Genomic DNA, 22667 nt, shown 5'->3' on the forward strand with positions numbered 1-22667 from the left:
CGCCGATCTCCTCATGAAGGGCACCGATGTCCACCTCCCCTGACACTGTTTCTCCGATCCCCGGGCTCTCGCCGTTGGAAGCGGGTGACCCGGCCGAGGTCGGGCCCTACCGGTTGGTGGGGCGGATCGGTGCGGGTGGGATGGGTGCCGTGTTCGGGGCCCTGGACGTGTACGGACGCTGTGTGGCGGTCAAGACCGTGCACGCTGACATCGCCCGTGAGTTCCGGTTCCGGGAGGCCTTCGTGCGTGAGGTCGAGATGCTGGGGCGCGCCGACGGGGTCAGCACGGCTCGGCTCCATGCGGCTGACACGGAGGCGGAGGTGCCGTGGCTGGCCTTCGACTACGTTCCCGGCCGTGACCTGTGGGCCCACGTGCGTGAGTTCGGTCCGTTGTCGGGTGACATGCTCCGTACCTTCTCCCTCGGCATGGCCGAGGGTCTGGCCGCGTTGCACGCGGCGGGGATCGCGCACCGCGACATCAAGCCGGGCAACGTGATCCTGTCTCCGGACGGGCCGAAGATCGTGGACTTCGGTATCGCGGTCGAGGTCGGCACAGAGAACTCCGATGATCCGTCATCTTCCTACGGCACCCCCGGTTGGACAGCCCCCGAACGCTACTCCGGTGCGGTCGCGGACCCATCGGCGGACGTGTTCGCCTGGGGTGGGCTGGTGGCGCTCGCCGCGACCGGGCGTGAGCCTTTCGGCAAGGGAGACGCGAAAGAGCTAGCCCGGCGGGTGAAGACGGGGGAGCACGACGTCGAAGGCGTGCCCGAGGACCTGCGGGGCCTGGTGGAGGCCGCTCTGTCGGTCTACCCGGAGCAACGTCTGAGCTCCGAGGAACTGGTCGGGGCACTCCTGCCCGGAACAGAGCAGAACCAGTGGTCCGATTCCCTGCGCCGGATGCTGCGCGACTACTGGCGCGGGGTGGACGACGCCGGACACGATCCGGGCCGTTGGGCTGCGGCGCTGGGGGCCGCATCCGCCACCGGCCTTGGCGTGAGCGCGCTGGGTTCCGGTGCATTGGGTTCCGGTGCCATGGGTTCGGGTGTGCTCGGATCGGGCGGCATCGCTGGAACAGGAGCGGCCACCGGCACCGTCGGCCCTGGGATGGCGACCGCAGGAGGGAGCACAGCTGTCGCGGGCGGAGGAGCGGCCGGGACGAGTATGGCCACCGGCGGCATGCTGAGCGGGGTCGCCACGTCCAAGCTGGGTCTGGCGGGCGCGGGTGTGCTGGTCGTGGCCGGTCTGGCCGCTGGCGGTTTCGTGGTCTACGACCAGGTGCGGGTCACACCGGGGGAGACGGTCGCCGCTGCCGTCGGCTTTCTGGAGGAGGGACAGGGATTCAGCGCCCAGGTGGCCCGATCCTTCTCCCGAACCCACGCCGAACAGGTCGCCGAACGCACCGGGACCTCCGTGGAGCAGGTGATGGAGGACAGCCGGGCCGAGGAAGAGTATCTGTACTCGGCCGACACCGGGAGCTTCCTGATCCGGGGCGCAGTCATGGGACCGGGGACGGTCGCCGTCGCCAATCACCGCGACGAGCTTTACGTCTATGCCCCTCGCCCAGAGGACATCTCCTGGGGCACCTGGCACGACTCGATCGAGCCGATGACGCTCGACCCGAGCGTGACCACGGACGCCGTCGCACCTTCCCTGATGACCGCGCCGCTGCGGACCCTGGCCGACTCCGGGCAGGTGGAACAGGAGGAGGGGGACGACGGCGCGTACTCGGGGCCGACCACGCTCGGGCTGCTTTCCGAAGGTGTCTTCACCGAGGCGGAAGCGGGCGGCCGACTCGAAGTCGACGAGGAGGGTGCTCCGGTACGGGCGGAGTACACCACCGAACAGTGGGAGGTCCGAGTCGACTTCACCGGAACCGATGAGGGCATCACGGTGGAGGATCCCCAGATCTCGGCCGAGGGGGACGGGTTCGGCTGGGCCGCGGTTCACGCCCCGGTGTGCGGAAGCGTGCAGACGTCCGAACGGGACTGGGAGGTGCAGGCCAGCGCCTGGGAGGTGGACTGCGACTACGCGATGGACGTCTCGGAGATGATGTTGAACGGTTCGGAGGGCTTCGGTTATGGCGCTGACCAGGAGCGTGTTGAGGTCCTCAGTGGCTATAGCGGCAGCGGGGGCACCACCTGGCTCGTCGATGAGGTGATGGCCTGCGCCATCTTCCGCCGTGACCTGGGTGGGCTCATCGAGAACCGCACTTACTTCCTGTCGCCCTGCCAGGCGGCCGCCAAACAGGAGGGGGAGCTCGAGGAGTGGCCTTACGTGGAGGTGGAGTTCGGGTCCAGGACCCTGATCGACTACCACGACCTGACCTGACCCAGGAAAGCAGCGTCGTGTCGTCACGCAGTTCACCCGGGTGATCACAGAACCCGTGAACCTCAGGGGCCTTCGGGGCATCAGAGTGTCCGGGCGGAGCTCCCCACCGCCTTCCGCACCGCAGAACTTCCCCTGAAGGGTCACCGATGTCCATTTCCCCTGACACTTCCCTGCCGCCCGGGCTCGCGCCGTTGGAAGCGGGTGACCCGCCCGTGATCGGGCCCTACCGGTCGGTGGGGCGGATCGGCGCGGGCGGGATGGGGGCGGTGTACGGGGCCCTGGACGTATACGAGAGCTGCGTCGCCGTCAAAACCGTGCACGCTGACATCGCCCGTGAGCCTCGGTTTCGGGAGGCCTTCGTGCGTGAGGTCGAGATGCTGGGGCGCGCGGACGGCGTCAGTACCGCTCGTCTGCACGCCGCGGACACCGGGGCGGAGGTGCCGTGGCTGGCTTTCGATTACGTGGCCGGACGTGACCTGCGGGCCCACGTGCGTGAGTTCGGTCCGCTGGCGGGCGGCATGCTGCGCACCTTCTCCCTCGGCATGGCTGAGGGTCTGGCCGCGTTGCACGCGGCGGGGATCGCGCACCGAGACATCAAGCCGGGCAACGTGATCCTGTCCCCGGACGGGCCGAAGATCGTGGACTTCGGTATCGCGGTGGAGATCGGCACCGACTGTGCGATGGACGCTTCGGCCTCCTACGGCACTCCGGGCTGGACGGCCCCTGAGCGCTACTCCGGGGCGGTCGCGGACCCGTCGGCGGACGTGTTCGCCTGGGGCGGGCTGGTGACCCTGGCCGCCACCGGGCGCGAGCCCTTCGGCAAGGGGGACGCGAAAGAGCTCGCCCGGCGGGTGAAGGCGGGAGAGTACGACGTCGACGGGGTTCCTGAAGACCTGCTCGGCCTGGTGAGGGCCGCTCTGTCGATCGACCCGAAACAGCGCCCGAGCTCCCAGGCCCTTGTACGGGCGTTGATGCCGGTATCCGCCGAGGAAACGCAGAACCAGTACGGGCGCCCGTCGGCGGCGGCCGATTCTCTGCGCGGGATGCTGCGCGACTACTGGCGCGGTGTGGACGACGCGGGCCACGACCCAGGGCGCTGGGCGGCAGCTCTGGGCGTCGCCTCCGTGGTCGGTCTGGGCGCGAGCGCACTGAGTTCCGGTGTCGTGGGTGCGGGCGCGATGGGATCGGGCGGCGCCGCTGGATCCGGTGCGGGTGCCGGCACGGCTGGAGCAGGTACCACGGCTGCCGGCTCGGGGGCGGTGACCGCTGGGGGAAGTGCGGCCAGCACGGCGACCGGCGGCATGATGAGCGGCATCGCGACATCCAAGTTGGGTCTGGCGGGCGCTGGTGTGCTGGCGCTGGCCGGCCTGGCCGCTGGTGGTTTCGTGGTCTATGACCAGGTGCGGGTCACACCGGGGGAGACGGTCGCCGCGGCGGTGAACATTTTGGAGGAGAGCGAGGGGTTCACCGCCCAAGTCGCCCACTCCTTCTCGCAGGCGCATGCCGAACAGGTCGCCGAAGGCACCGGGGCCTCCGTGGAGCGGGTGATGGAGGACAGCCTGGTGGAGGAGGAGTACCTGTACTCGGCGGCGGACCAGACCTTCCTCATCCGGGGCGCGGCCATGGGGGAGGGCAGCACAGCGGTCGCCAACCACCAAGGGGACCTGTACGTGTACGCGCGGGGAGAGGAAGGAGGTTGGCCGCGGCCCGAGCAGATCGAACCCGATCCCAGCGTCGGTCCGGACTCCGTCGCCGTCACCCTGGTCACCGACCCGCTGCGGGCGCTGGCCGAGATGGGCGAGGCGGAAGCGGTGGAGGGGCAGGAGCGGGTGTACACGGGGCCCACAGTGTTCGGGCTCCTCGACGCGGGGGCCTTCGTGGAAACGGAGGCGAGCGCCCGGGTCGAACTCGACGCGGAGGGGGCACCGCTGTGGGCTGAGTACACCACGGATGAGCGAGAGGTGCGGATCGATTTCGAGGAGAGTGACACCGGGGTGCCGATGGAGGATCCCCAGCTGTGGGCGCTCGACAACAACCTCTACTGGGATGTGGTGCATGCTCCGATGTGCGGGAGCATCGTCTCAGGCTGGCCGGCTCAACAGGAGTGGGACGTTCAGGCCAGCAGTTGGGACATGGACTGCGACCAGGCGATGGACGTCGCGGGTGTGGTGGCGGACTCATCGGGTCAGGAGGACCGGGTGGTGTTCCTCTTCGGTCGTTTCTCCAGGGGTACTACCAGGGCGATCGACGAAACGGTGGCTTGCGGCCAAGGCTGGACGCTCAACGCCAGTGAGGAGCCGAATCCCACCGAAGACGCCGCACCCCTCCTTCCCTGCAGGCCGATCACGAACTTCGCCGAACCCACTGAGGCATCGCCCGAGTTCTATGACGCCGACATCGTCCCCATCATCCTGATCGACTTCCACGTACGCCCCTGACTCGGCACGGCCCCGGGGCACGGCCGCCGCCCCCCGGGCACACAGGAAGACAAAAGAGGGGGCGCGCCTCGCGGCGCGCCCCCTGAAGTCTGGCCGGGTCCACGTCCCCCAACGTGGAACCCGACCGCGCGGCCCGCGCACTGAGTGCGGTGGGGCCGCTGGGAGGCGAATACGGTGATGGTTCCGTGCCGGAAACCCCCATTTACGGCACGAACACGCGTATTCGCCAGGTCTTGGCCGGGTCCCACGTCCCCCAACGTGGGACCCGACCGCGCGGCCTACGCACTAGGTGCGGTCTGGCCGCTGGGAAGGCGGTTGTAGCGATGGTTCCGTGTCGGAAACCCCCATTGCCGACACGAACGCGTACAACCGCGCATGGTCTGAAGGTGATGTTCGAAGCTTCGCACAGACGCTGGTGGGATTGTTGGGGTCGGGGTCGGTCTGGGGTGCTTCACCTGTAAGAACGCTTCGTACAGGTGAGGTGTTCCCGCCCTGGCGGCGGATTTTCATCCGGCCCGGTAAAAAGCGGGTGCGGACTGGGGCACGTAACCCCAAGCTCCCCTTCGAACCCGGGTGGAGAAGGAGGCGGACATACCCGAACTGATGACCCTGTGGCGGCCCACCGGGCCCGTGGAACTCGCGCTGGTAAGGGATTCGGGCTGGCGTGAGCGGCCGCCGCGCCTTCCTGGGCGGCCCGTCTTCTACCCGTTGTTGAACGAGGACCACGCGCCGTGGATCGCCCGTCAGTGGGACCTGCCACGTGCTGGGGAGGGACACGTCACCCGCTTCCGCGTGGAGGCCGGGTTCGCCTCCCGGTATCCCGTCCAGCAGGTGGGCGGGAGCACGATCCTGGAGCTGTGGGTGCCCGCCGGGGAGCTGGCCGAGTTCAACGCCCACATCCACGGGGAGATCGAGCTGGTGAGGTCCTTGCCGCCCGAAGGGCAGGTCCCGGCGGGGGAGCCCTCGGGATGGGAAACGGGAGCGAGGCAAGCAGGGCGGGGCCGGTGCGCGCGCGTGCACCGGCCCCGCCTTTGTGTACGCGATGGTCTGCCGTGGTAGGTGCGGGGGAATACCTGGGCCCAGTCGGGGGTTCGGCATGATAGTTTCATAGAAAGCATTTTCCTGGGAAGCTAATTGGATCGGGGAACGGCCATGCAGTTCGGAATCTTCTCGGTCAGCGACGTGACCACCGACCCCACGACGGGACGTACGCCGACCGAAGGCGAGCGGATCAAGGCGATGGTGCGGATCGCCCTCAAGGCCGAGGAGGTGGGTCTGGACGTCTTCGCCACCGGCGAGCACCACAACCCGCCCTTCGTCGCCTCCTCGCCCACCACCATGCTCGGTTACGTCGCGGCGCGGACCGAGAAGATCATCCTGTCCACCTCCACCACGCTCATCACCACCAACGACCCGGTCAAGATCGCTGAGGACTTCGCGATGCTCCAGCACCTGGCCGACGGCCGGGTGGACCTGATGATGGGGCGCGGCAACACCGGACCGGTCTACCCCTGGTTCGGGCAGGACATCCGCCAGGGCATCCCGCTGGCGCTGGAGAACTACAACCTCCTGCACCGCCTGTGGCGCGAGGACGTCGTCAACTGGGAGGGCAAGTTCCGCACTCCCCTGCAGGGCTTCACCTCCACCCCGCGCCCGCTGGACGACGTGCCGCCGTTCGTCTGGCACGGTTCCATCCGCAGCCCGGAGATCGCCGAACAGGCCGCCTACTACGGTGACGGCTTCTTCCACAACAACATCTTCTGGCCCGCCACCCACACCAAGAAGCTCATCTCGCTGTACCGCCGCCGCTTCGAGCACTACGGCCACGGCCGGGCCGACCAGGCCGTCGTCGGGCTGGGCGGACAGGTGTTCATGCGCAAGAACTCCCAGGACGCGGTGAAGGAGTTCCGGCCCTACTTCGACAACGCGCCGGTCTACGGCGGCGGCCCCTCCCTGGAGGAGTTCACCCGTGAGACCCCGCTGACCGTCGGCAGCCCGCAGGAGGTCATCGACCGTACCCTGGGCTTCCGGGAGTCCTTCGGCGACTACCAGCGCCAGCTCTTCCTGATGGACCACGCGGGTCTGCCGCTCAAGACCGTCCTGGAGCAGCTGGACCTCCTCGGCGAGGAGGTCGTCCCAGTGCTGCGCAAGGAGTTCGCCGCGAAGAAGCCCGAGCACGTGCCCGACGCGCCCACCCACGCCTCGCTCCTGGCCGCGAAGGAGCGCGCGACCACGAACACGGAGGTCCAGGGATGACCCGCAAGCTCGTCACCGTCACGGCCGGGCTCAGCAACCCCTCCTCGACCCGCCTGCTCGCCGACCGGCTGACCGGTGCCGCCGAGGAGGCCCTGGCCGACCGCGGTGAGAAGGCCGAGGTCAGGACCGTCGAGCTGCGCGAGGTGGCCCACGACATCATGAACGCCATGACCACCCGGGTCCCCACCGGAGACCTGCCCGGGGTCCTGGACGACATCGCCGAGGCGGACGGGGTCATCGCGGTGACCCCGGTCTTCAACGCCTCCTACAGCGGCCTGTTCAAGTCGTTCTTCGACGTCGTCGAACCCGGCGTGCTGGACGGAAAGCCGGTCCTGGCGGCCGCCACCGGCGGCAGCCCGCGCCACTCGCTGGTGCTGGAGCACGCGCTGCGCCCGATGTTCTCCTACACCCGCTCGGTGGTGGTGCCCACTGGCGTCTACGCGGCCTCCGAGGACTGGGGCGCGGGCGAGAGCGGCGGCCGCGAACTGGCCGAGCGCATCACCCGGGCGGCCCGGCAGCTGGCCATGCTCGCCACGGAGAACGCTCCGGCCGCGGCCGACCCCTACGAGGAACCCACTCCCTTCACCGATCTGATGTCCGGCCTGGGGAGATGACCGTCCGTTCCCGCCGGTCCCCGGCGGGAACGGACCCCAGGGTCGGGAAACGGGCGCGGTGGCCGGGGGCGGCCGGATGCGAGTTCCGTTGAGTTTTCCTCTCATCACCCGTTGCAGTTGCTTTTCAATGGTGTTAACTTTCCGGAAAGCGCTGTATGGGAGCGCTCCCGAATCGGGGTGGACCCTCAGCGCACCGTCTGGACCGCACCACGACCGGCAGGCGTACGGCCCGGAGCGGGAGGTAGTCCCGTCCCTCCGAGGCGCCGTACCCCGCGTCGCCCTTCCGGATGTTTTCCGGAAGTGATGCGACGTTCCCCGCAAGCTCACACTCCTGGCACCCCCCTACGCGAGGAAACCACGATGAGCAGACCCCCCTCCTCCTCTCACAGAACCCTGCCCCGCCGGGCGCTTGCCACAGCCTCCGCCCTGCTCCTGGGTGTGGCCACCGCACTCACCGCCTCCGCCCCGGCCACCGCCGCCACCGGCTGTTCCGTCGACTACCAGCTCAACGACTGGGGCTCGGGCTTCACCGCCGACGTCCAGATCACCAACCTGGGAAGCGCGGTCAACGGCTGGACCCTGGACTGGACCTTCGACGGCAACCAGCAGATCAGCAACGCCTGGGGCGGCACGCACAGCCAGTCCGGCCAGAGCGTCTCGGTCACCGACGCCGGACACAACGCCGCCATCGCCCAGGACGCGACCGTCTCCTTCGGCTTCCAAGCCGCGTACTCCGGGAGCAACGCCGTCCCGACCGACTTCACCCTCAACGGGGTCCTCTGCGAGGGCAGCGTGGACCCGGGGCCCGACCCGGATCCGGACCCCGATCCCGACCCGGACCCGGACCCGGACCCCGATCCCACGCCCGGCGAGCGGGTGGACAACCCCTACGTGGGCGCGGACGTCTACGTGAACCCGATCTGGTCCGCCAACGCCGCGGCCGAGCCCGGCGGCGAGGCCGTGGCCGACCAGCCCACCGGGGTGTGGATGGACCGGACCAGCGCCATCGAGGGCAACGACAGCCCCACCACGGGCGACATGGGGCTGCGCGACCACCTCGACGAGGCGGTCGAACAGGCTGGGGGAGACCCGCTGGTCTTCCAGTTGGTCATCTACAACCTGCCCGGCCGCGACTGCGCGGCCCTGGCCTCCAACGGTGAACTCGGCCCCGAGGAGATCGACCGCTACGAGTCGGAGTACATCGACCCGATCGCCGACATCCTGCGCGACTACGAGGACACCTCCCTGCGCGTGGTCACCACGATCGAGATCGACTCCCTGCCCAACCTGATCACCAACATCTCGCCCCGTGAGACGTCCACGCCCGAGTGCGACGTCATGCTGGCCAACGGCAACTACGTCAACGGGGTCGGCTACGCCCTCGCCCAGCTCGGGGCGATCAGCAACGTCTACAACTACGTGGACGCCGGACACCACGGCTGGATCGGCTGGGAGGACAACTTCGCCCCCTCCGCCGCGCTCTTCTACGAGGCCGCCAACGCCAACGGTGCCACCCCCGACGACGTGCACGGCTTCATCGCCAACACCGCCAACTACTCGGCCCTGAGGGAGGAGCACTTCGCGATCGGTGAGACCATCAACGGCACACCGGTGCGCCAGTCCGACTGGGTGGACTGGAACAACTACGTCGACGAGCTCTCCTTCGCCCAGGCGCTGCGCGTGGAACTGGTCTCCCAGGGCTTCGACCCGGGGATCGGGATGCTCATCGACACCTCCCGCAACGGCTGGGGCGGGCCCGACCGGCCCACCAGCGCGGGTCCGACCACCGACGTCAACGCCTACGTGGAAGGCGGCCGGTTCGACCGCCGCATCCAGTACGGGAACTGGTGCAACCAGGCCGGTGCCGGGTTGGGCGAGCGCCCCACCACCGCCCCCGAGCCCGGGATCGACGCCTACGTGTGGATGAAGCCCCCGGGCGAGTCGGACGGCTCCAGCGAGGAGATCCCCAACGACGAGGGCAAGGGCTTCGACCGGATGTGCGACCCCACCTACGAGGGCAACCCGCGCAACAACCACAACATGAGCGGCGCTCTGCCCGACGCGCCGGTCGCCGGCCACTGGTTCTCCGAGCAGTTCCAGGAACTGCTGGCCAACGCCTACCCCCCGGTCCAGTGACCACCCTCCGGTAGAGATCCCGACCGCCGGGCGCCTGCCCCTCCCCCTCCCCTCCGGGGCGGGCGCCCGGCCCGGTGACACCGCGTTCGCGAAATCTCACGCAGAACCCGGCCCGGGGCGGCGGCACCGCCCCGGCCCCTCCACAGAACCATCCCCTCTCGTGCGCCCGCACGGTGGCGCCGCCGCGCCCGCGCCCGCCTCCGGGCACCGTCCGCGCCGAGCAGGGTCCCCCGCAGGAGGACAACGTGATCACTCCCCGCTCAGACCGAGCCCCGGGCCGACGCCCGCGCCTTGGTTCCCTCTTCGTCACCGCGGTCCTGGTCGCGGCACTGCTACCGAGCAGCCCCGCCCAGGCCCAGAGCCCCTGCTCGGTCGACTACCGCCTCACCCAGGACTGGGGCTCGGGCTTCACCGCCGAGGTCACGGTCACCAACGAGTCGGCCGACCTCTCCCAGTGGTCCCTGGGCTGGGACTTCGACTCCGGCCAACAGGTCACCAACGCCTGGAACGCCGAGGTCTCCCAGGACGCCGCGTCCGTCACCGCGACCGGCCCCGCCTGGGCCCCGGGACTGCCCCAGGGTGCGAGCACCACCTTCGGTTTCCAGGCCACCCACAGCGGCGACAACCCCGTCCCGGAGAACTTCACCCTCAACGGAGTGAACTGTGCGGACGAGGAGGAACCCCCCGCGCAGGAGCACGCCCTGCTCGTCGAACCCGCCACGATCACCCTGGACCCCGGGGGAGAGGCGGGCTTCGAGGTGGCCCTGTCCACCGAACCCGACAGCGCCGTGGACGTCGCCGTCGAACGCACCCAGGGCAGCGAAACCCTGTCGGTGAGCTCCGCACAGCCCTTGTCCTTCGACGAAACCGACTGGGACACCCCCCAGGAGGTGACCGTCGCCTCCTCGGGCACCTCCTCCGGCGCACCGGCCCAGGCCGAGTTCACCCTCTCGGCCCCGGGTTACGAGTCCGTCGTCGTCACCGCCAGGGAACGCGCCGAGGCGACCAGCGACTACGAACAGCGCTTCCTCGACCAGTACGACAGGATCAAGGACCCCGACAGCGGCTACTTCCGTGACTTCGACGGACTTCTGGTGCCCTACCACGCCGTGGAGACCCTGATCGTCGAGGCGCCGGACCACGGCCACGCCACCACCTCGGAGGCCTACAGCTACTACCTGTGGCTGGAGGCGACCTACGGCCGCATCACCCAGGACTGGGCCCCGTTCAACTCCGCCTGGGAGTCCATGGAGCAGTTCATCATCCCGGGCACCGCCGACCAGCCCACGAACGCCTCCTACGACCCCGCCGAACCGGCCACCTACATCGCCGAGTCCCTGCGGCCCAGCGACTACCCGATGCCGCTGCGGCCCGAGGTCGGGGTCGGGCAGGACCCCCTCGCCGACGAGCTCAGCGGTACGTACGGCACCGACGAGGTCTACGGCATGCACTGGCTGCTGGACGTGGACAACACCTACGGCTTCGGTTTCTGCGGTGACGGCACCGACGACGCCCCGGCCTACTTCAACACCTTCCAGCGCGGCTCCAACGAGTCGGTCTGGGAGACCGTCCCGCACCCCTCCTGCGAGACCTTCGCGCACGGCGGCGACAACGGCTACCTCGACCTGTTCACCGACGACGAGAACTACTCCGAGCAGTGGCGCTACACCAACGCGCCCGACGCCGACGCCCGTGCGGTCCAGGTCGCCTACCTCGCGCACGAGTGGGCCGCCGAGCAGGGCAACGAGTCCGACATCGCCGACAGCGTCGCCAAGGCGTCCATGATGGGCGACTACCTGCGCTACGCCATGTTCGACAAGTACTTCAAGGAGGTCGGCGACTGCGTCGGCGCCGAGTCCTGCCCGCCCGGAACGGGCCGGGACTCCGCCCACTACCTGCTGTCCTGGTACTACTCCTGGGGCGGCGCCCTGGAGAGCGCCGAGTACCCCTGGGCCTGGCGCATCGGCGGATCCTCCGCTCACCAGGGCTACCAGAACGTGATGGCCGCCTACGCCCTCTCCGAGACCGAGGCGCTGCGCCCGCGGTCAGCCACCGGAGCCGACGACTGGGGCGTGAGCCTGGACCGCCAGCTGGAGTTCATCCAGTGGCTGCAGTCCTCCGACGGCGGCATCGCCGGGGGCGCGACCAACAGCTGGGAGGGCGTCTACGGCGAGCCGCCCGCGGGTACTCCGACCTTCTACGGCATGTACTACGACGAGAAGCCCGTCTGGCACGACCCGCCCTCCAACCAGTGGTTCGGCTTCCAGGTCTGGGACATCGAGAGGGTCGCCGAGTACCACCGCCTCACCGGTGACGAGCGAGCCGGGGACGTCCTCGACTCCTGGGTGCCCTGGGCGATCGCCAACACCACGATCGGCACCGACGGCGACTTCGCCATCCCCGCCGAAATGGAATGGAGCGGCGCGCCCGACACCTGGACCGGAACCCCCACCGGTAACACCGGCCTGAGCGTCGAGGTGGTCTCGCACAACCAGGACGTCGGTATCGCGGCAGGTCTGGCCAAGACCCTGATGCACTACTCCGCCGCCACCGGGGACGAGGCATCCCTGGAGACCGCCGAAGCCCTGCTGGACGCCCTCCTGGAACACGAGGGCGACCTCGGCGTGGCCATCCCGGAGACCAGGGCTGACTACGAGCGCTTCGGTGACCCCTACGACCCGGCCACCGGAGAGGGAACCTACGTCCCCCAGGGCTGGACCGGCACCATGCCCAACGGTGACGTCATCGACTCCGACGCCACCTTCGCCTCCATCCGCTCCTTCTACCAGGACGACCCGAACTGGGGTCAGGTGGAGGACTACCTCGACGGGGGCCCGGTTCCCGAGTTCACCTACCACCGCTTCTGGGCCCAGGTCGACGTCGCCACCGCACTGGCGACCCACGGAGAGCTGTTCGGGTCCTAGGAGACCGCAGCCGCCAACGGGGCCGGGCCCTCTCGCACCGCCCGGCCCCGTGCCACCAGCGACACAAGGAAGGCACCATGCCCACAACCCCCCGGCCGGTGAAGACAGTGCTGGCCTCTGTCACCGCCGCCGTCCTCCTGGCCGCCGCGGCAGCCACCCCCGCGCACGCGCAGTCGCCCCCGCTCCGCGACCTGGCCGACCAACAGGGCCTGAGGATGGGAGCGGCGGTCGCCTCCCACCTCCTGGACGACGCGGACTACCGACGCACGGCCGCCACGGAGTTCAACTCCGTGACCCACGAGAACGACCTCAAGTGGGAGAGCGTCCAGCCCCAGCCGGGCCAGTACTCCTGGTCCGGGGCCGACCGGCTCGTGGAGTTCGCCGAACAGAACGGTCAACAGATCCACGGCCACACACTCGTATGGCACAGCCAGCTGCCCTCCTGGGTGGAGAACGGAAGCTTCACCCCGGCTGAACTGACCCAGGTCATGGAAGACCACATCGACACCACCATGGGCCGCTACCGGGGGCAGATCCAGACCTGGGACGTGGTCAACGAGCCGATCGGCGACGACGCCCAGTTCAGGAACTCGGTGTTCCACCGCGTCCTGGGCGAGGACTTCATCGCTCAGTCCCTGCACATGGCCAGAGCGGCGGACCCCGAAGCCACGCTGTTCATCAACGACTACAACATCGACGGGATCAACGCCAAGAGCGACGCCTACTACGAACTGGCCCAGGACCTGCTCGCGCAGGGCGCACCGCTCGACGGCATCGGCCTCCAGGGCCACCTCATCTCCGGGCAGCTGCCCCAGGACATCCAGCAGAACATCCAGCGCTTCGCCGACCTGGGCCTGGAGGTGATGATCACCGAACTCGACATCCGGATGACGATGCCCGTCACCCAGCAGAAACTCGAACAGCAGGCCAGGGACTACACCCAGGTCATGGACGCCTGCCTCGCGGTCTCCGGCTGCTCAGGCGTGACGGTGTGGGGCGTCACCGACGCCCATTCCTGGGTCCCGGACCACTTCACGGGTGAGGGCGCGGCCCTGCCCATCGATGACGACTACGAGGCCAAGCCCGCCTACTGGTCGATCCACGAGGCCCTGGGCGGGGACGGCCAGAACGGCCCGGACGACCCGGGACCGGGCGAACCGGGCACGGGGACCTGCGAGGTCGCCTATGACTTCACCTCCCAGTGGGGTCAGGGAGCGGTGGTGGAGGTGACCGTGCACAACGGCTCAGGCTCCGCGGTCCAGGACTGGTCCCTGACCTGGGAGCGTCCTTCCGGCGAGCAGATCAGCTCCGCCTGGAACTCCCTGATCCAACAGAGCGGTACCACGGTGACGGCCGGACCCGTGGAGTGGAACCGCTCCATCGCACCCGGAGGGCAGGTCTCCTTCGGCTTCCAGACCACCCACGCGGGAGCTCCGTCAGTCCCCGGCGGGTTCTCCCTGGGCAGTGAGAGCTGCACCATCCGATGACCCGTCAGGGCCCCGTGCGTGAGGGCACGGGGCCGCGCCCCCTCCAGAACGGAGCCTCCATGAGACAACGCCTGACGATCGCCTCGGCGGCCGTCCTCGCCCTGATCGCCGCTCTGCTCGTGCACGTCCTGCCCGCCCACGCCGACAGCGGATTCCGGGTCAGCGAGGGCCGCCTCGTCGACGCCGCGGGCAATGACTTCGTCATCCGCGGGGTCAGCCACCCCCACTCCTGGTACACGCAGGAGACCGGCGCCTTCGCCGATATCAAGTCACTGGGCGCCAACACGGTGCGCGTCGTCCTCAGCAGCGGTGACCGCTGGTACGAGAACGGGCCCTCGGACGTGGCCAACGTGGTCTCGCTCTGCAAGGCCAACCGGTTGATCTGCATGCTGGAGGTCCACGACACCACCGGCTACGGCGAGGATCCCGAAGCCGGCACACTGGACCAGGCCGTCGACTACTGGCTGCGGATCCAGGACGTGATCGAGGGCGAGGAGGACCACGTCCTCGTCAACATCGGCAACGAGCCCTACGGCAACGACGCGGTGACCAACCAGGGCTGGGCCGACGACACCTCCGACGCCATCCAACGGCTACGCGCGGCCGGGTTCGACCACACCCTGGTCGTGGACGCCCCCAACTGGGGCCAGGACTGGCAGGGGATCATGCGCGAGGGCGCCCAGGACGTCTTCGACTCCGACCCGCACGCCAACACCGTGTTCTCGATCCACATGTACGGGGTCTACGAGCAGGAGTCGGTGATCGTCGACTACCTGGAGTACTTCACCGAGCGCGGGCTGCCCCTCATCGTCGGGGAGTTCGGCTTCGACCACAGTGACGGCACCCCCGACGAGGACGCCATCATGCACCACACCGAACGGCTCGGCCTGGGCTACATCGGCTGGTCCTGGAGCGGCAACAGCGCCGGGGTCGCGTACCTGGACATGGTCGAGAACTTCGACGTCGACTCCCTGACCCCCTGGGGCGAGCGCATCTTCCACGGTCCCGACGGAATCGCCGACACCTCGGTCGAGGCCCCCGTCTACGGCGGGGACGGCGGTCCCACCGACCCACCCACCGACCCGCCCACGGAGGAGCCCACCGACCCGCCCGCTGACGGTGACTGCACCGCTTCCTACGAGGTGGTCGGCGAGTGGCCGGGCGGTTTCCAGGCACAGGTGACCATCACCGCCCTGGCCTCCCTCGACGGCTGGACCGCCACCTGGAACCTCGCCGAGGGCCAGAGCGTGAGCCATGCCTGGAACGCCGGAGTCAGCACCACCGGCTCCACCGCCACCGCGGCCAACGCCGCTCACAACGGCACGCTCGTCGCAGGTGAAACCGCCTCGTTCGGCTTCACCGGCACCCACACCGGAACGGTCACGGCACCCGACGTGCTGTGCACCTCCGGGCCCTGACCGGGGCCTTCCGCCCCCGCCCGCCCCCGGCCGCGCACGACGCGCGGCCGGGTTCCCCCCGACCGGAGGAGGAGTGACCCATGAGGTCACGTCACACCATCGCCACGACGCTGGCGCTCGGCGGCCTGGCCATCGGCTACGCCGTCGTCGCCACCCCCCAGCCAGCCGAGGCCCACGGGGCCTTCACCTACCCCGCTTCCCGTACCTACGCCTGTTTCCAGGACGCCACCGGCGGCAGCTCCGGCGGCGCCCTCCAGCCCGTCAACCCGGCCTGCGCCGACGCCCTCGCCGAGGGCGGGGACTACGCCTTCTGGAACTGGTTCGGCAACCTGATCAGCAACTCCGCCGGCCAGCACCGGGATTTCGTCGCCGACGGCGAGCTCTGCGGCCCCACCGATCAGTTCAGCGCCTTCAACGCGGCCCGTACCGACTGGCCCTCCACCCAGTTGCAGCCGAACACGACGGTGGAGTTCCACCACAACGCGTGGGCTCCCCACCCGGGCACCTTCTTCACCTACGTCACGGTCGACGGCTGGGACCCGAACTCACCCCTGAACTGGGATGACCTGGAGTTGATCGACGAGGCCGTGGACCCGCCGCTGCGCAGCGGCGGAGTGGCGGGCGCCGAGTACTACTGGGACGTGGACCTGCCCGACCGTGAGGGACGCCATCTCGTCTACTCGGTCTGGGAGCGCTCCGACAGCCCGGAGGCCTTCTACAACTGCTCCGACGTCGTCTTCGGCGACGACCCGGGCCCCGGACCCGACCCGGATCCGGACCCCGACCCCACGCCCGATCCCACGGATCCGACCGACCCCGACCCGACACCGGATCCCACGGACCCGCCCGCGGCCGAGTACTGCACGGCCGAGTACACGGTCACCAACGAGTGGTCCAACGGCTTCCAGGCGGAGGTCGAGGTCACCGCGGGTGAGGACGGGGCCTCCGGGTGGATGGTGGACTGGGTCTTCGCCAACCGCCAGGAGATCACCAACATCTGGAACGCCTCGGTCGTGAACCACGGAGCGCACTTCGAGGCCTCCAACGTCGCCCACAACGGCACCCTCGCGGCCGGTGAGAGCACGTCCTTCGGCTTCACCGCCACCTTCGAGGGAGCCAACATCGAGCCCCGGGTGGAGTGCCAGGAGAACTGACCTCCACTGGACTCGAACGCTCACTGAACGGCCCGGCCCCGGGCAGAGGCACACCGGGGCCGGGCCCACGTTTCCTAACGGTGTTAGTTACGATGGCCCGATGGACTCCGCGCGCATCTACGAGAACTGTCAGAGCCGACTGCTGGAGCTGGCCGCCACCCTGGACCGGGAGCAGCTCGGCACCGTGGTGCCCGCCTGCCCGGACTGGACCGTCCAGCAGGTCTACGCCCACCTCGCCGGGCTCGCCGCGGACGTCGTCAACGGCGACGTCACACCCCCGGCCACCGACGAGGTCACCGACCGGCAGGTCGCGGCCCGGGCCGGCCACAACATCGAACGCGTCACCGCGGAATGGACCCGTACCGGCCCCGACCTGGTGGAGCTCCTGCGAACCCAGAAGCGCCGACGCTACTCCCTTCCCGCCCTGGACGTGTGGCACCACGAGAACGACATCCGCGGTGCCCTGGGTCTGACCGCCCAGGCCGAGGACGCCGACCAGCTCGCGGAGTTCCCGCTGGGCGGTCTGGCGAAGGGTTGGCCCGCCGGAGCCCCCTCGGTGCGGGTGGTCGCCACCGACACCGGCCAGGAGTGGAACCTCGGCCAGGACGGCCGGCTCACCCTGCGCGGCACCGCGTTCGAACTGGCCCGCGCGGTCACCGGTCGTCGCAGCGTCAACCAGATCCTGGCCATGGACTGGACCGGCGGCGACCCCGCCCCGGTGGCCCCGTTCCTGCCCACCCTGCCCGCGCCCGAGGCAGACCTGGCCGTGTGACCGTGAACCAGCCCCGCGGGCGTACGCCGTGTACGACCGCTACAGGCACAGGGGGTCAGGGGGTGTAGGGGATGCGGTCGATCGCGCGCACCTCGCCCAGGGTGGACCACTCGTTGCGGCCCAGACGGGCCATCGGGCGCAGCCGGGTGACCTCCGGCAGGCCGTCCACCACCACGGACTCGTTCACGGCCACGTTCAGCACCCGGCCGAAGACCACCGTGGAGTCGCCCAGCCGCAGGGTCGAGTGCAGGGCGCACTCCACCGCGGCCGGGGACCCGGCCACCCGCGGCGGGCGTACCGCCGTACTGGCCTCCCGCTCGATGCCCAGCGCGTCGAACTCGCTCACGTGCGGCGGGTAGTCGGTCCCGCTCGCGTTGATCTGGTCCTGAAGCGGCTCGGTGGCCAGGTTGACCACGAACTCGCCGGTCGCCTCGGCGTTGCGCAGTGAGTCCTTGCGCCCCACCGAGGTGAACTGCACGATCGGCGGTTCGGTACACGAGATGGTGAAGAAGGAGTGCGGGGCCAGGTTGTCCACACCGGACTCGGAGGTGGTGGAGACCCACGCGATCGGGCGCGGGACCACCAGCGACGTCATCAGTTTGTAGAACGCCCGGCCGGGCAGGTCGTCAGGGGTGTGTTCGGTACGCATCGGCAACGATTATCCCGTGTGCCGGGGCACACGGTGGCATACTCGGCCGATGGAACTGGTCACCGCTGATGACGTCCGGGCCGCAGCCACCCGCCTCCAGGGCCATGTGGTGCGCACTCCGCTGACCGCCGCCCCCGACGGAGCCGACCTCCTCCTCAAACCGGAGAGCCTCCAACCCACCGGCGCCTTCAAACTGCGCGGCGCCACCAACGCCGTCGCCCTGCTCAACCCGGTCCAGCGCGAACACGGGGTGGTCACCCACTCCTCGGGAAACCACGGCCTCGCCCTGGCCCATGCCGCCGCCCGCCAGGGGGTGTCCTGCACCGTCGTGGTGCCCGAGGGCGCGCCCGAGATCAAGGTGGACCGGATCCGGGCCCTGGGCGCCCGGGTGGTGACCGTGCCGCCCGCCGAACGCCTCGCGGCCGCCACCGACCTCCGTGACCGCGAACTCCTCGCACTGGTCCCGCCCTTCGACGACCCCCGGGTGATCGCCGGTCAGGGCACCGTGGGACTGGAGATCCTGGAACAGTCGCCCGAGGTCACGACCATCGTGGTGCCGGTCGGCGGGGGAGGGCTGGCCTCCGGGGTGGCCACGGCCGCCTGGACGGTGCACCCGCACCGGGTCCGGGTGGTGGGCGTGGAACCGGAGCTGGCCGCCGACGCCGCCGAGAGCCTTCGGAAGGGGCGACTGGTCACCTGGGACCCCGAGCTCACCTACCGGACCATGGCCGACGGGGTGCGTACCTGCCTGTCCGAACGCACCTTCGCGCACCTGGCGGCCCGCCTGGACGAGATCGTCACCGTCACCGAGGACGAGATCGCCCGCTCGGTGGCGGCACTGGCACACGGCGCACGCCTGGTCGCCGAACCCAGCGGTGCCCTGGCCGCGGCGGCGGTCCTCGCGGGGAAGGTCGACACGGTTCCGGGTCGGCCGCAGGCCACGGTCGCGGTGGTCTCCGGCGGAAACGTCGACCCGCACCTGTTCGGTCGGCTCGTGGCCCGGACCTGGCCTGCCCCGGGCAACGGCCCGGGGCAGGCCAGGTCGTGAGCCGCCTCCCGGGACGGTTCCCGACTGGACCCCGGCGCGAATGCGCCCATCAGAGGTCGATCGGTTCGGACCCCGGGCCCAGCGGGTCGTGACCGACGCGCATCAGCCTTCGACGCCAGGCATCGTCCTCGGGGCGGGGGTCCGAGAGCTGCTCCCGGACGAACCCGGAGACCCGCTCCATGAGTTCGAGGTCGGAGGAGGTCACATCGGTCCTGCGCTTGTTCAGCAGCCGAACGATCTGTTCTCCCTCGGCGTCGACACCGCCCGAGGCCGGAAGGGCGTCCTCCCCGGAAGCGTCGGTGAGAAGCCATCGGCGGAGCTCCTCACCGGTCATGTTGACCGACGTGTGGAACTCTTCCCAGATACGGTCGGTGTTCGGATCGCTTACGGCCATCGCCATCTCCCCTTCTCTCGGTGGGCGCACCGGCACCGGTCCACGGCCGGGTGCTTCCCGGTATCGCGCGGTCGGCGGCGCAGACGCGTTCGAACGCCCCACGCACCACCCTCACCCATGACGGCTACCCGTGGCATCTCGCGTTCATACGTTCGTTCCGGGTCCGGAGGGTTCCGTGCGGAGCCGCTGCCCGTGCGCCTCTCCCCGGAGGCAGGCCCGGCTCTGCGCGGGGCAGCCGACCCGCTCCGGACGCCCGGGAGCCTTGCGCTTCTGGATGACGTGTCAGGGGAGGTGCCCGACTCCGCTCGGGCCGCTGCCGAAGGCGGCCGGGGCCTTCGTCCGGGTCCTTTCAGTTATCTCCTGAAAAAGAAAAATGCACTGATCTGCAACCAGGATCATAAATTTTTGTAATAAACAAATTTATCGCACGAAAATGGAAATCTAATTCAGGCGGGGTTTGGCGGGGCTCTGTTGATTCCTGTGTGAAGGCTTCTGTCCTTGGTAGCTTGGTGGCTTGATTGATCGGGTGGTAGGGGTTAGACCCGAGCTGCTGTGGGTTCGGCATTTCGAAAGTTTCGGGCTTCTTGGGTGAAATAACGACAACGGTCGCTTCTGCGATCGGCCTGTTGGTGTGGGTGCTGGGGCTCGCTGGTTCCCCTGTCGATCCCGATCAGCCCCTGAGGGGCTCGGCCCAGGGTCCCGTGAGAAAAGAATGGAGAGGAAGCATATGTCGGTTGAGGCCGGTGTACAGAGGTCTCTGCCCGAGGAGGCGAGGGACAAAGACAAGGGTTCGATCCTTGTCAAATGGATGACGTCGACCGACCACAAGGTCATCGGGTACATGTACCTGATCACCTCCTTCGCCTTCTTCCTCGTCGGCGGCGTGATGGCGCTCCTGATGCGGCTGGAGCTGTTCTCGCCGGGCATGCAGTTCATGGCCAACGAGCAGTTCAACCAGCTGTTCACGATGCACGGCACGATCATGCTGCTGCTGTTCGCGACCCCGCTGTTCGTCGGGTTCTCCAACGTGATCGTGCCGCTGCAGATCGGCGCCCCCGATGTGGCCTTCCCCAGGATGAACCTGTTCAGCTACTACCTGTTCCTGTTCGGCGGCCTCATCGTCCTCGGCGGGTTCCTGACCCCGGGTGGCGCGGCCAGCTTCGGCTGGTTCGCCTACACCCCGCTGTCCGACGCGGTCCGCTCGCCGGGCCTGGGCGGTGATCTGTGGATCCTGGGCCTGATCGTCTCCGGTCTGGGCACGATCCTCGGTGCGGTCAACTTCATCACCACCGGTCTGTGCATGCGCGCGCCCGGTATGACGATGTTCCGCATGCCGATCTTCGTGTGGAACACCCTGCTCACCAGTGTCCTGGTGCTCATCGCGTTCCCGGTCCTGACCGCGGCCCTGATCGCTCTGGGCGCTGACCGCATGGTGGGCACCCAGGTCTTCAACGCCGAGCACGGCGGTGCCATCCTCTGGCAGCACCTGTTCTGGTTCTTCGGTCACCCCGAGGTGTACATCATCGCGCTGCCGTTCTTCGGTATCGTCACCGAGATCCTGCCGGTGTTCAGCCGCAAGCCGATCTTCGGTTACAAGAGCCTGGTGGCGGCCACCATCGCCATCGCCGGTCTGTCCGTGACCGTGTGGGCCCACCACATGTTCCCGACCGGCGCGGTACTCCTGCCGTTCTTCTCGTTCATGACGTTCCTCATCGCGGTCCCCACCGGTGTGAAGTTCTTCAACTGGATCGGGACGATGTGGCGCGGACAGCTCACCTTCGAGACGCCCATGCTGTTCAGTATCGGCTTCCTGGCCACCTTCCTCTTCGGTGGTCTGACCGGTGTGCTGCTGGCTTCGCCGCCCATCGACTTCCACGTCACCGACTCCTACTTCGTGGTGGCGCACTTCCACTACGTGGTGTTCGGCACCGTGGTGTTCGCGATGTTCGCGGGCTTCTACTTCTGGTGGCCCAAGTTCACCGGCAAGATGCTCAACGAGAAGCTGGGCAAGTTCCACTTCTGGCTGCTGTTCCTGGGCTTCCACGGCACTTTCCTGGTCCAGCACTGGCTGGGTGCCATGGGCTTCCCGCGTCGTTACGCGGACTACCTGCCCGGGGACGGCTTCACGGAGCTCAACCAGATCTCCTCGATCTCGTCGTTCGTGCTCGCGGCCTCGACGCTCATCTTCTTCTGGAACATGTACATCACCGCGAAGAACGCGCCGATGGTCAACGTCGACGACCCGTGGGGCTACGGCAACTCGCTGGAGTGGGCGACCTCCTGCCCGCCGCCGCGACACAACTTCACGTCGCTGCCCCGGATCCGGTCCGAGCGTCCGGCCTTCGACCTCAACCACCCGTATGCGGCCTCTCCTGTCAAAACCGATCCGGAACGCACGTGAGCACGCCGAAGAGGAGACACCGCGCGGTGAATGAGGAGGAGAACCCTGTCGTGAGCACGAGTGCCCCGCTGGCCGGCGCGGTTCTTCCGAGAAGACGCTCCGCCGTGGTCTTCTCCCTCCTGTTGTCCGCGGCAGGTCTGATGATGCTGTGGACCTGGACCGGGGGGACCGTATTCGTCGCCGCCGCCGGGGTTCTGGTCGCGGCGGTCGTACTGTTCTGCCTGAGCGGGCGGCACCGTGACGCGTTCGAGGTGATCGGTGGCCCCCTCGACGGTGCCCGCTTGCCCCTGGCCACTGTGGAGGCGGGTACGGAGATTCTGCTTCTGCGTACCACTGATGGCGGTGGTGCTCGTTACACGGTGGCCAGTTCCCGCAGCCTGGTCTACCGGGGACAGGCCGGAACCTCGGGCTGAGGCCCTGGCCGGCGCCGGGCCCCGGGGCGGGCCGCGGACGAGGGCCCGGCTCGGGTGCGCTTCCCGGCCGCCTCCACGAGTGCGCTTGCCGTTGCCGAGGCCCTGGCCGGACTCCCGTGGGTTCTGTGCGAACGCGAACCCGTGCCCGAACACGTGGAACACGGGTTGCGACTGCTCGCCGAACCCCAGGAGAACTCACCGGTCCGACGGTACGTCTGGGATACCTGGTCCAC

At 68.9% G+C, this 22667-nt stretch carries 15 protein-coding genes and 1 pseudogene; 14 read left to right on the forward strand and 2 right to left on the reverse strand.

Features of this window, described 5'->3' with window-relative positions; translation table 11 throughout:
* Positions 1-26: 26 nt before the first annotated feature.
* The 11 genes and pseudogenes from NE857_RS15030 to NE857_RS15080 all read left to right on the forward strand — a co-directional run bounded on the left by NE857_RS15030 (position 27) and on the right by NE857_RS15080 (position 17529).
* Positions 27-2330, forward strand: coding sequence for a serine/threonine protein kinase (locus NE857_RS15030; RefSeq protein ID WP_254421554.1), 2304 nt, complete (start codon positions 27-29; stop codon positions 2328-2330).
* 146 nt (positions 2331-2476) lie between these two features.
* Positions 2477-4768 (forward strand): serine/threonine protein kinase, encoded by a 2292-nt coding sequence (locus tag NE857_RS15035; RefSeq protein WP_254421555.1) that lies wholly within the window; start codon positions 2477-2479, stop codon positions 4766-4768.
* A 591-nt stretch (positions 4769-5359) separates the two neighbouring features.
* Positions 5360-5707 (forward strand): annotated as a pseudogene (locus NE857_RS15040) (ADP-ribosylation/crystallin J1); the annotation flags it as partial.
* A gap of 213 nt (positions 5708-5920) precedes the next feature.
* The gene (locus tag NE857_RS15045) at positions 5921-7024 is read left to right on the forward strand and encodes an LLM class flavin-dependent oxidoreductase (protein WP_254421556.1); all 1104 of its coding nucleotides are present in this window, start codon (positions 5921-5923) and stop codon (positions 7022-7024) included.
* Positions 7021-7638 carry an FMN reductase gene (locus NE857_RS15050; RefSeq protein WP_254421557.1) on the forward strand — a complete coding sequence of 206 codons (618 nt, stop codon included), beginning with the start codon at positions 7021-7023 and terminating at the stop codon, positions 7636-7638. Before NE857_RS15045 ends, NE857_RS15050 begins: the two co-directional genes overlap by 4 nt.
* A 360-nt stretch (positions 7639-7998) precedes the next feature.
* Positions 7999-9774 carry a glycoside hydrolase family 6 protein gene (locus tag NE857_RS15055; RefSeq protein ID WP_254421558.1) on the forward strand — a complete coding sequence of 592 codons (1776 nt, stop codon included), beginning with the start codon at positions 7999-8001 and terminating at the stop codon, positions 9772-9774.
* A 245-nt stretch (positions 9775-10019) separates the two neighbouring features.
* Entirely contained in the window at positions 10020-12698 is a 2679-nt protein-coding gene (locus tag NE857_RS15060) for a glycoside hydrolase family 48 protein (RefSeq protein WP_254421559.1), read from the forward strand.
* A gap of 77 nt (positions 12699-12775) precedes the next feature.
* Entirely contained in the window at positions 12776-14185 is a 1410-nt protein-coding gene (locus tag NE857_RS15065) for an endo-1,4-beta-xylanase (protein ID WP_254421560.1), read from the forward strand.
* 59 nt (positions 14186-14244) lie between these two features.
* Positions 14245-15603, forward strand: coding sequence for a cellulase family glycosylhydrolase (locus NE857_RS15070; RefSeq protein ID WP_254421561.1), 1359 nt, complete (start codon positions 14245-14247; stop codon positions 15601-15603).
* An 80-nt stretch (positions 15604-15683) separates the two neighbouring features.
* The gene (locus NE857_RS15075; protein ID WP_254421562.1) at positions 15684-16757 is read left to right on the forward strand and encodes a lytic polysaccharide monooxygenase; all 1074 of its coding nucleotides are present in this window, start codon (positions 15684-15686) and stop codon (positions 16755-16757) included.
* A gap of 100 nt (positions 16758-16857) precedes the next feature.
* Positions 16858-17529, forward strand: a complete 672-nt coding sequence (locus NE857_RS15080; protein ID WP_254421563.1) for a maleylpyruvate isomerase family mycothiol-dependent enzyme — start codon at positions 16858-16860, stop codon at positions 17527-17529.
* 55 nt (positions 17530-17584) lie between these two features.
* Here the strand turns inward: NE857_RS15080 and NE857_RS15085 are convergent, their stop codons facing one another.
* Positions 17585-18178, reverse strand: a complete 594-nt coding sequence (locus NE857_RS15085) for a flavin reductase family protein (RefSeq protein WP_254421564.1) — start codon at positions 18176-18178, stop codon at positions 17585-17587.
* 49 nt (positions 18179-18227) lie between these two features.
* Between NE857_RS15085 and NE857_RS15090 the strand changes: the two genes are divergently transcribed.
* Positions 18228-19226 (forward strand): threonine ammonia-lyase, encoded by a 999-nt coding sequence (locus tag NE857_RS15090; protein ID WP_254421565.1) that lies wholly within the window; start codon positions 18228-18230, stop codon positions 19224-19226.
* 49 nt (positions 19227-19275) lie between these two features.
* Here the strand turns inward: NE857_RS15090 and NE857_RS15095 are convergent, their stop codons facing one another.
* Positions 19276-19620, reverse strand: coding sequence for a DUF3140 domain-containing protein (locus NE857_RS15095; protein ID WP_254421566.1), 345 nt, complete (start codon positions 19618-19620; stop codon positions 19276-19278).
* 727 nt (positions 19621-20347) lie between these two features.
* Between NE857_RS15095 and ctaD the strand changes: the two genes are divergently transcribed.
* Together ctaD and NE857_RS15105 are read left to right on the forward strand one after the other, a co-directional pair.
* The gene (gene ctaD / locus NE857_RS15100; RefSeq protein ID WP_435873528.1) at positions 20348-22021 is read left to right on the forward strand and encodes an aa3-type cytochrome oxidase subunit I; all 1674 of its coding nucleotides are present in this window, start codon (positions 20348-20350) and stop codon (positions 22019-22021) included.
* A 50-nt stretch (positions 22022-22071) separates the two neighbouring features.
* On the forward strand, positions 22072-22434 hold the full coding sequence (locus NE857_RS15105) for a hypothetical protein (protein WP_254421568.1): 363 nt from the start codon (positions 22072-22074) through the stop codon (positions 22432-22434).
* Positions 22435-22667: the final 233 nt, after the last annotated feature.

This window comes from Nocardiopsis exhalans, from assembly GCF_024134545.1.
Taxonomy (GTDB): Bacteria; Actinomycetota; Actinomycetes; order Streptosporangiales; family Streptosporangiaceae; genus Nocardiopsis; species Nocardiopsis exhalans.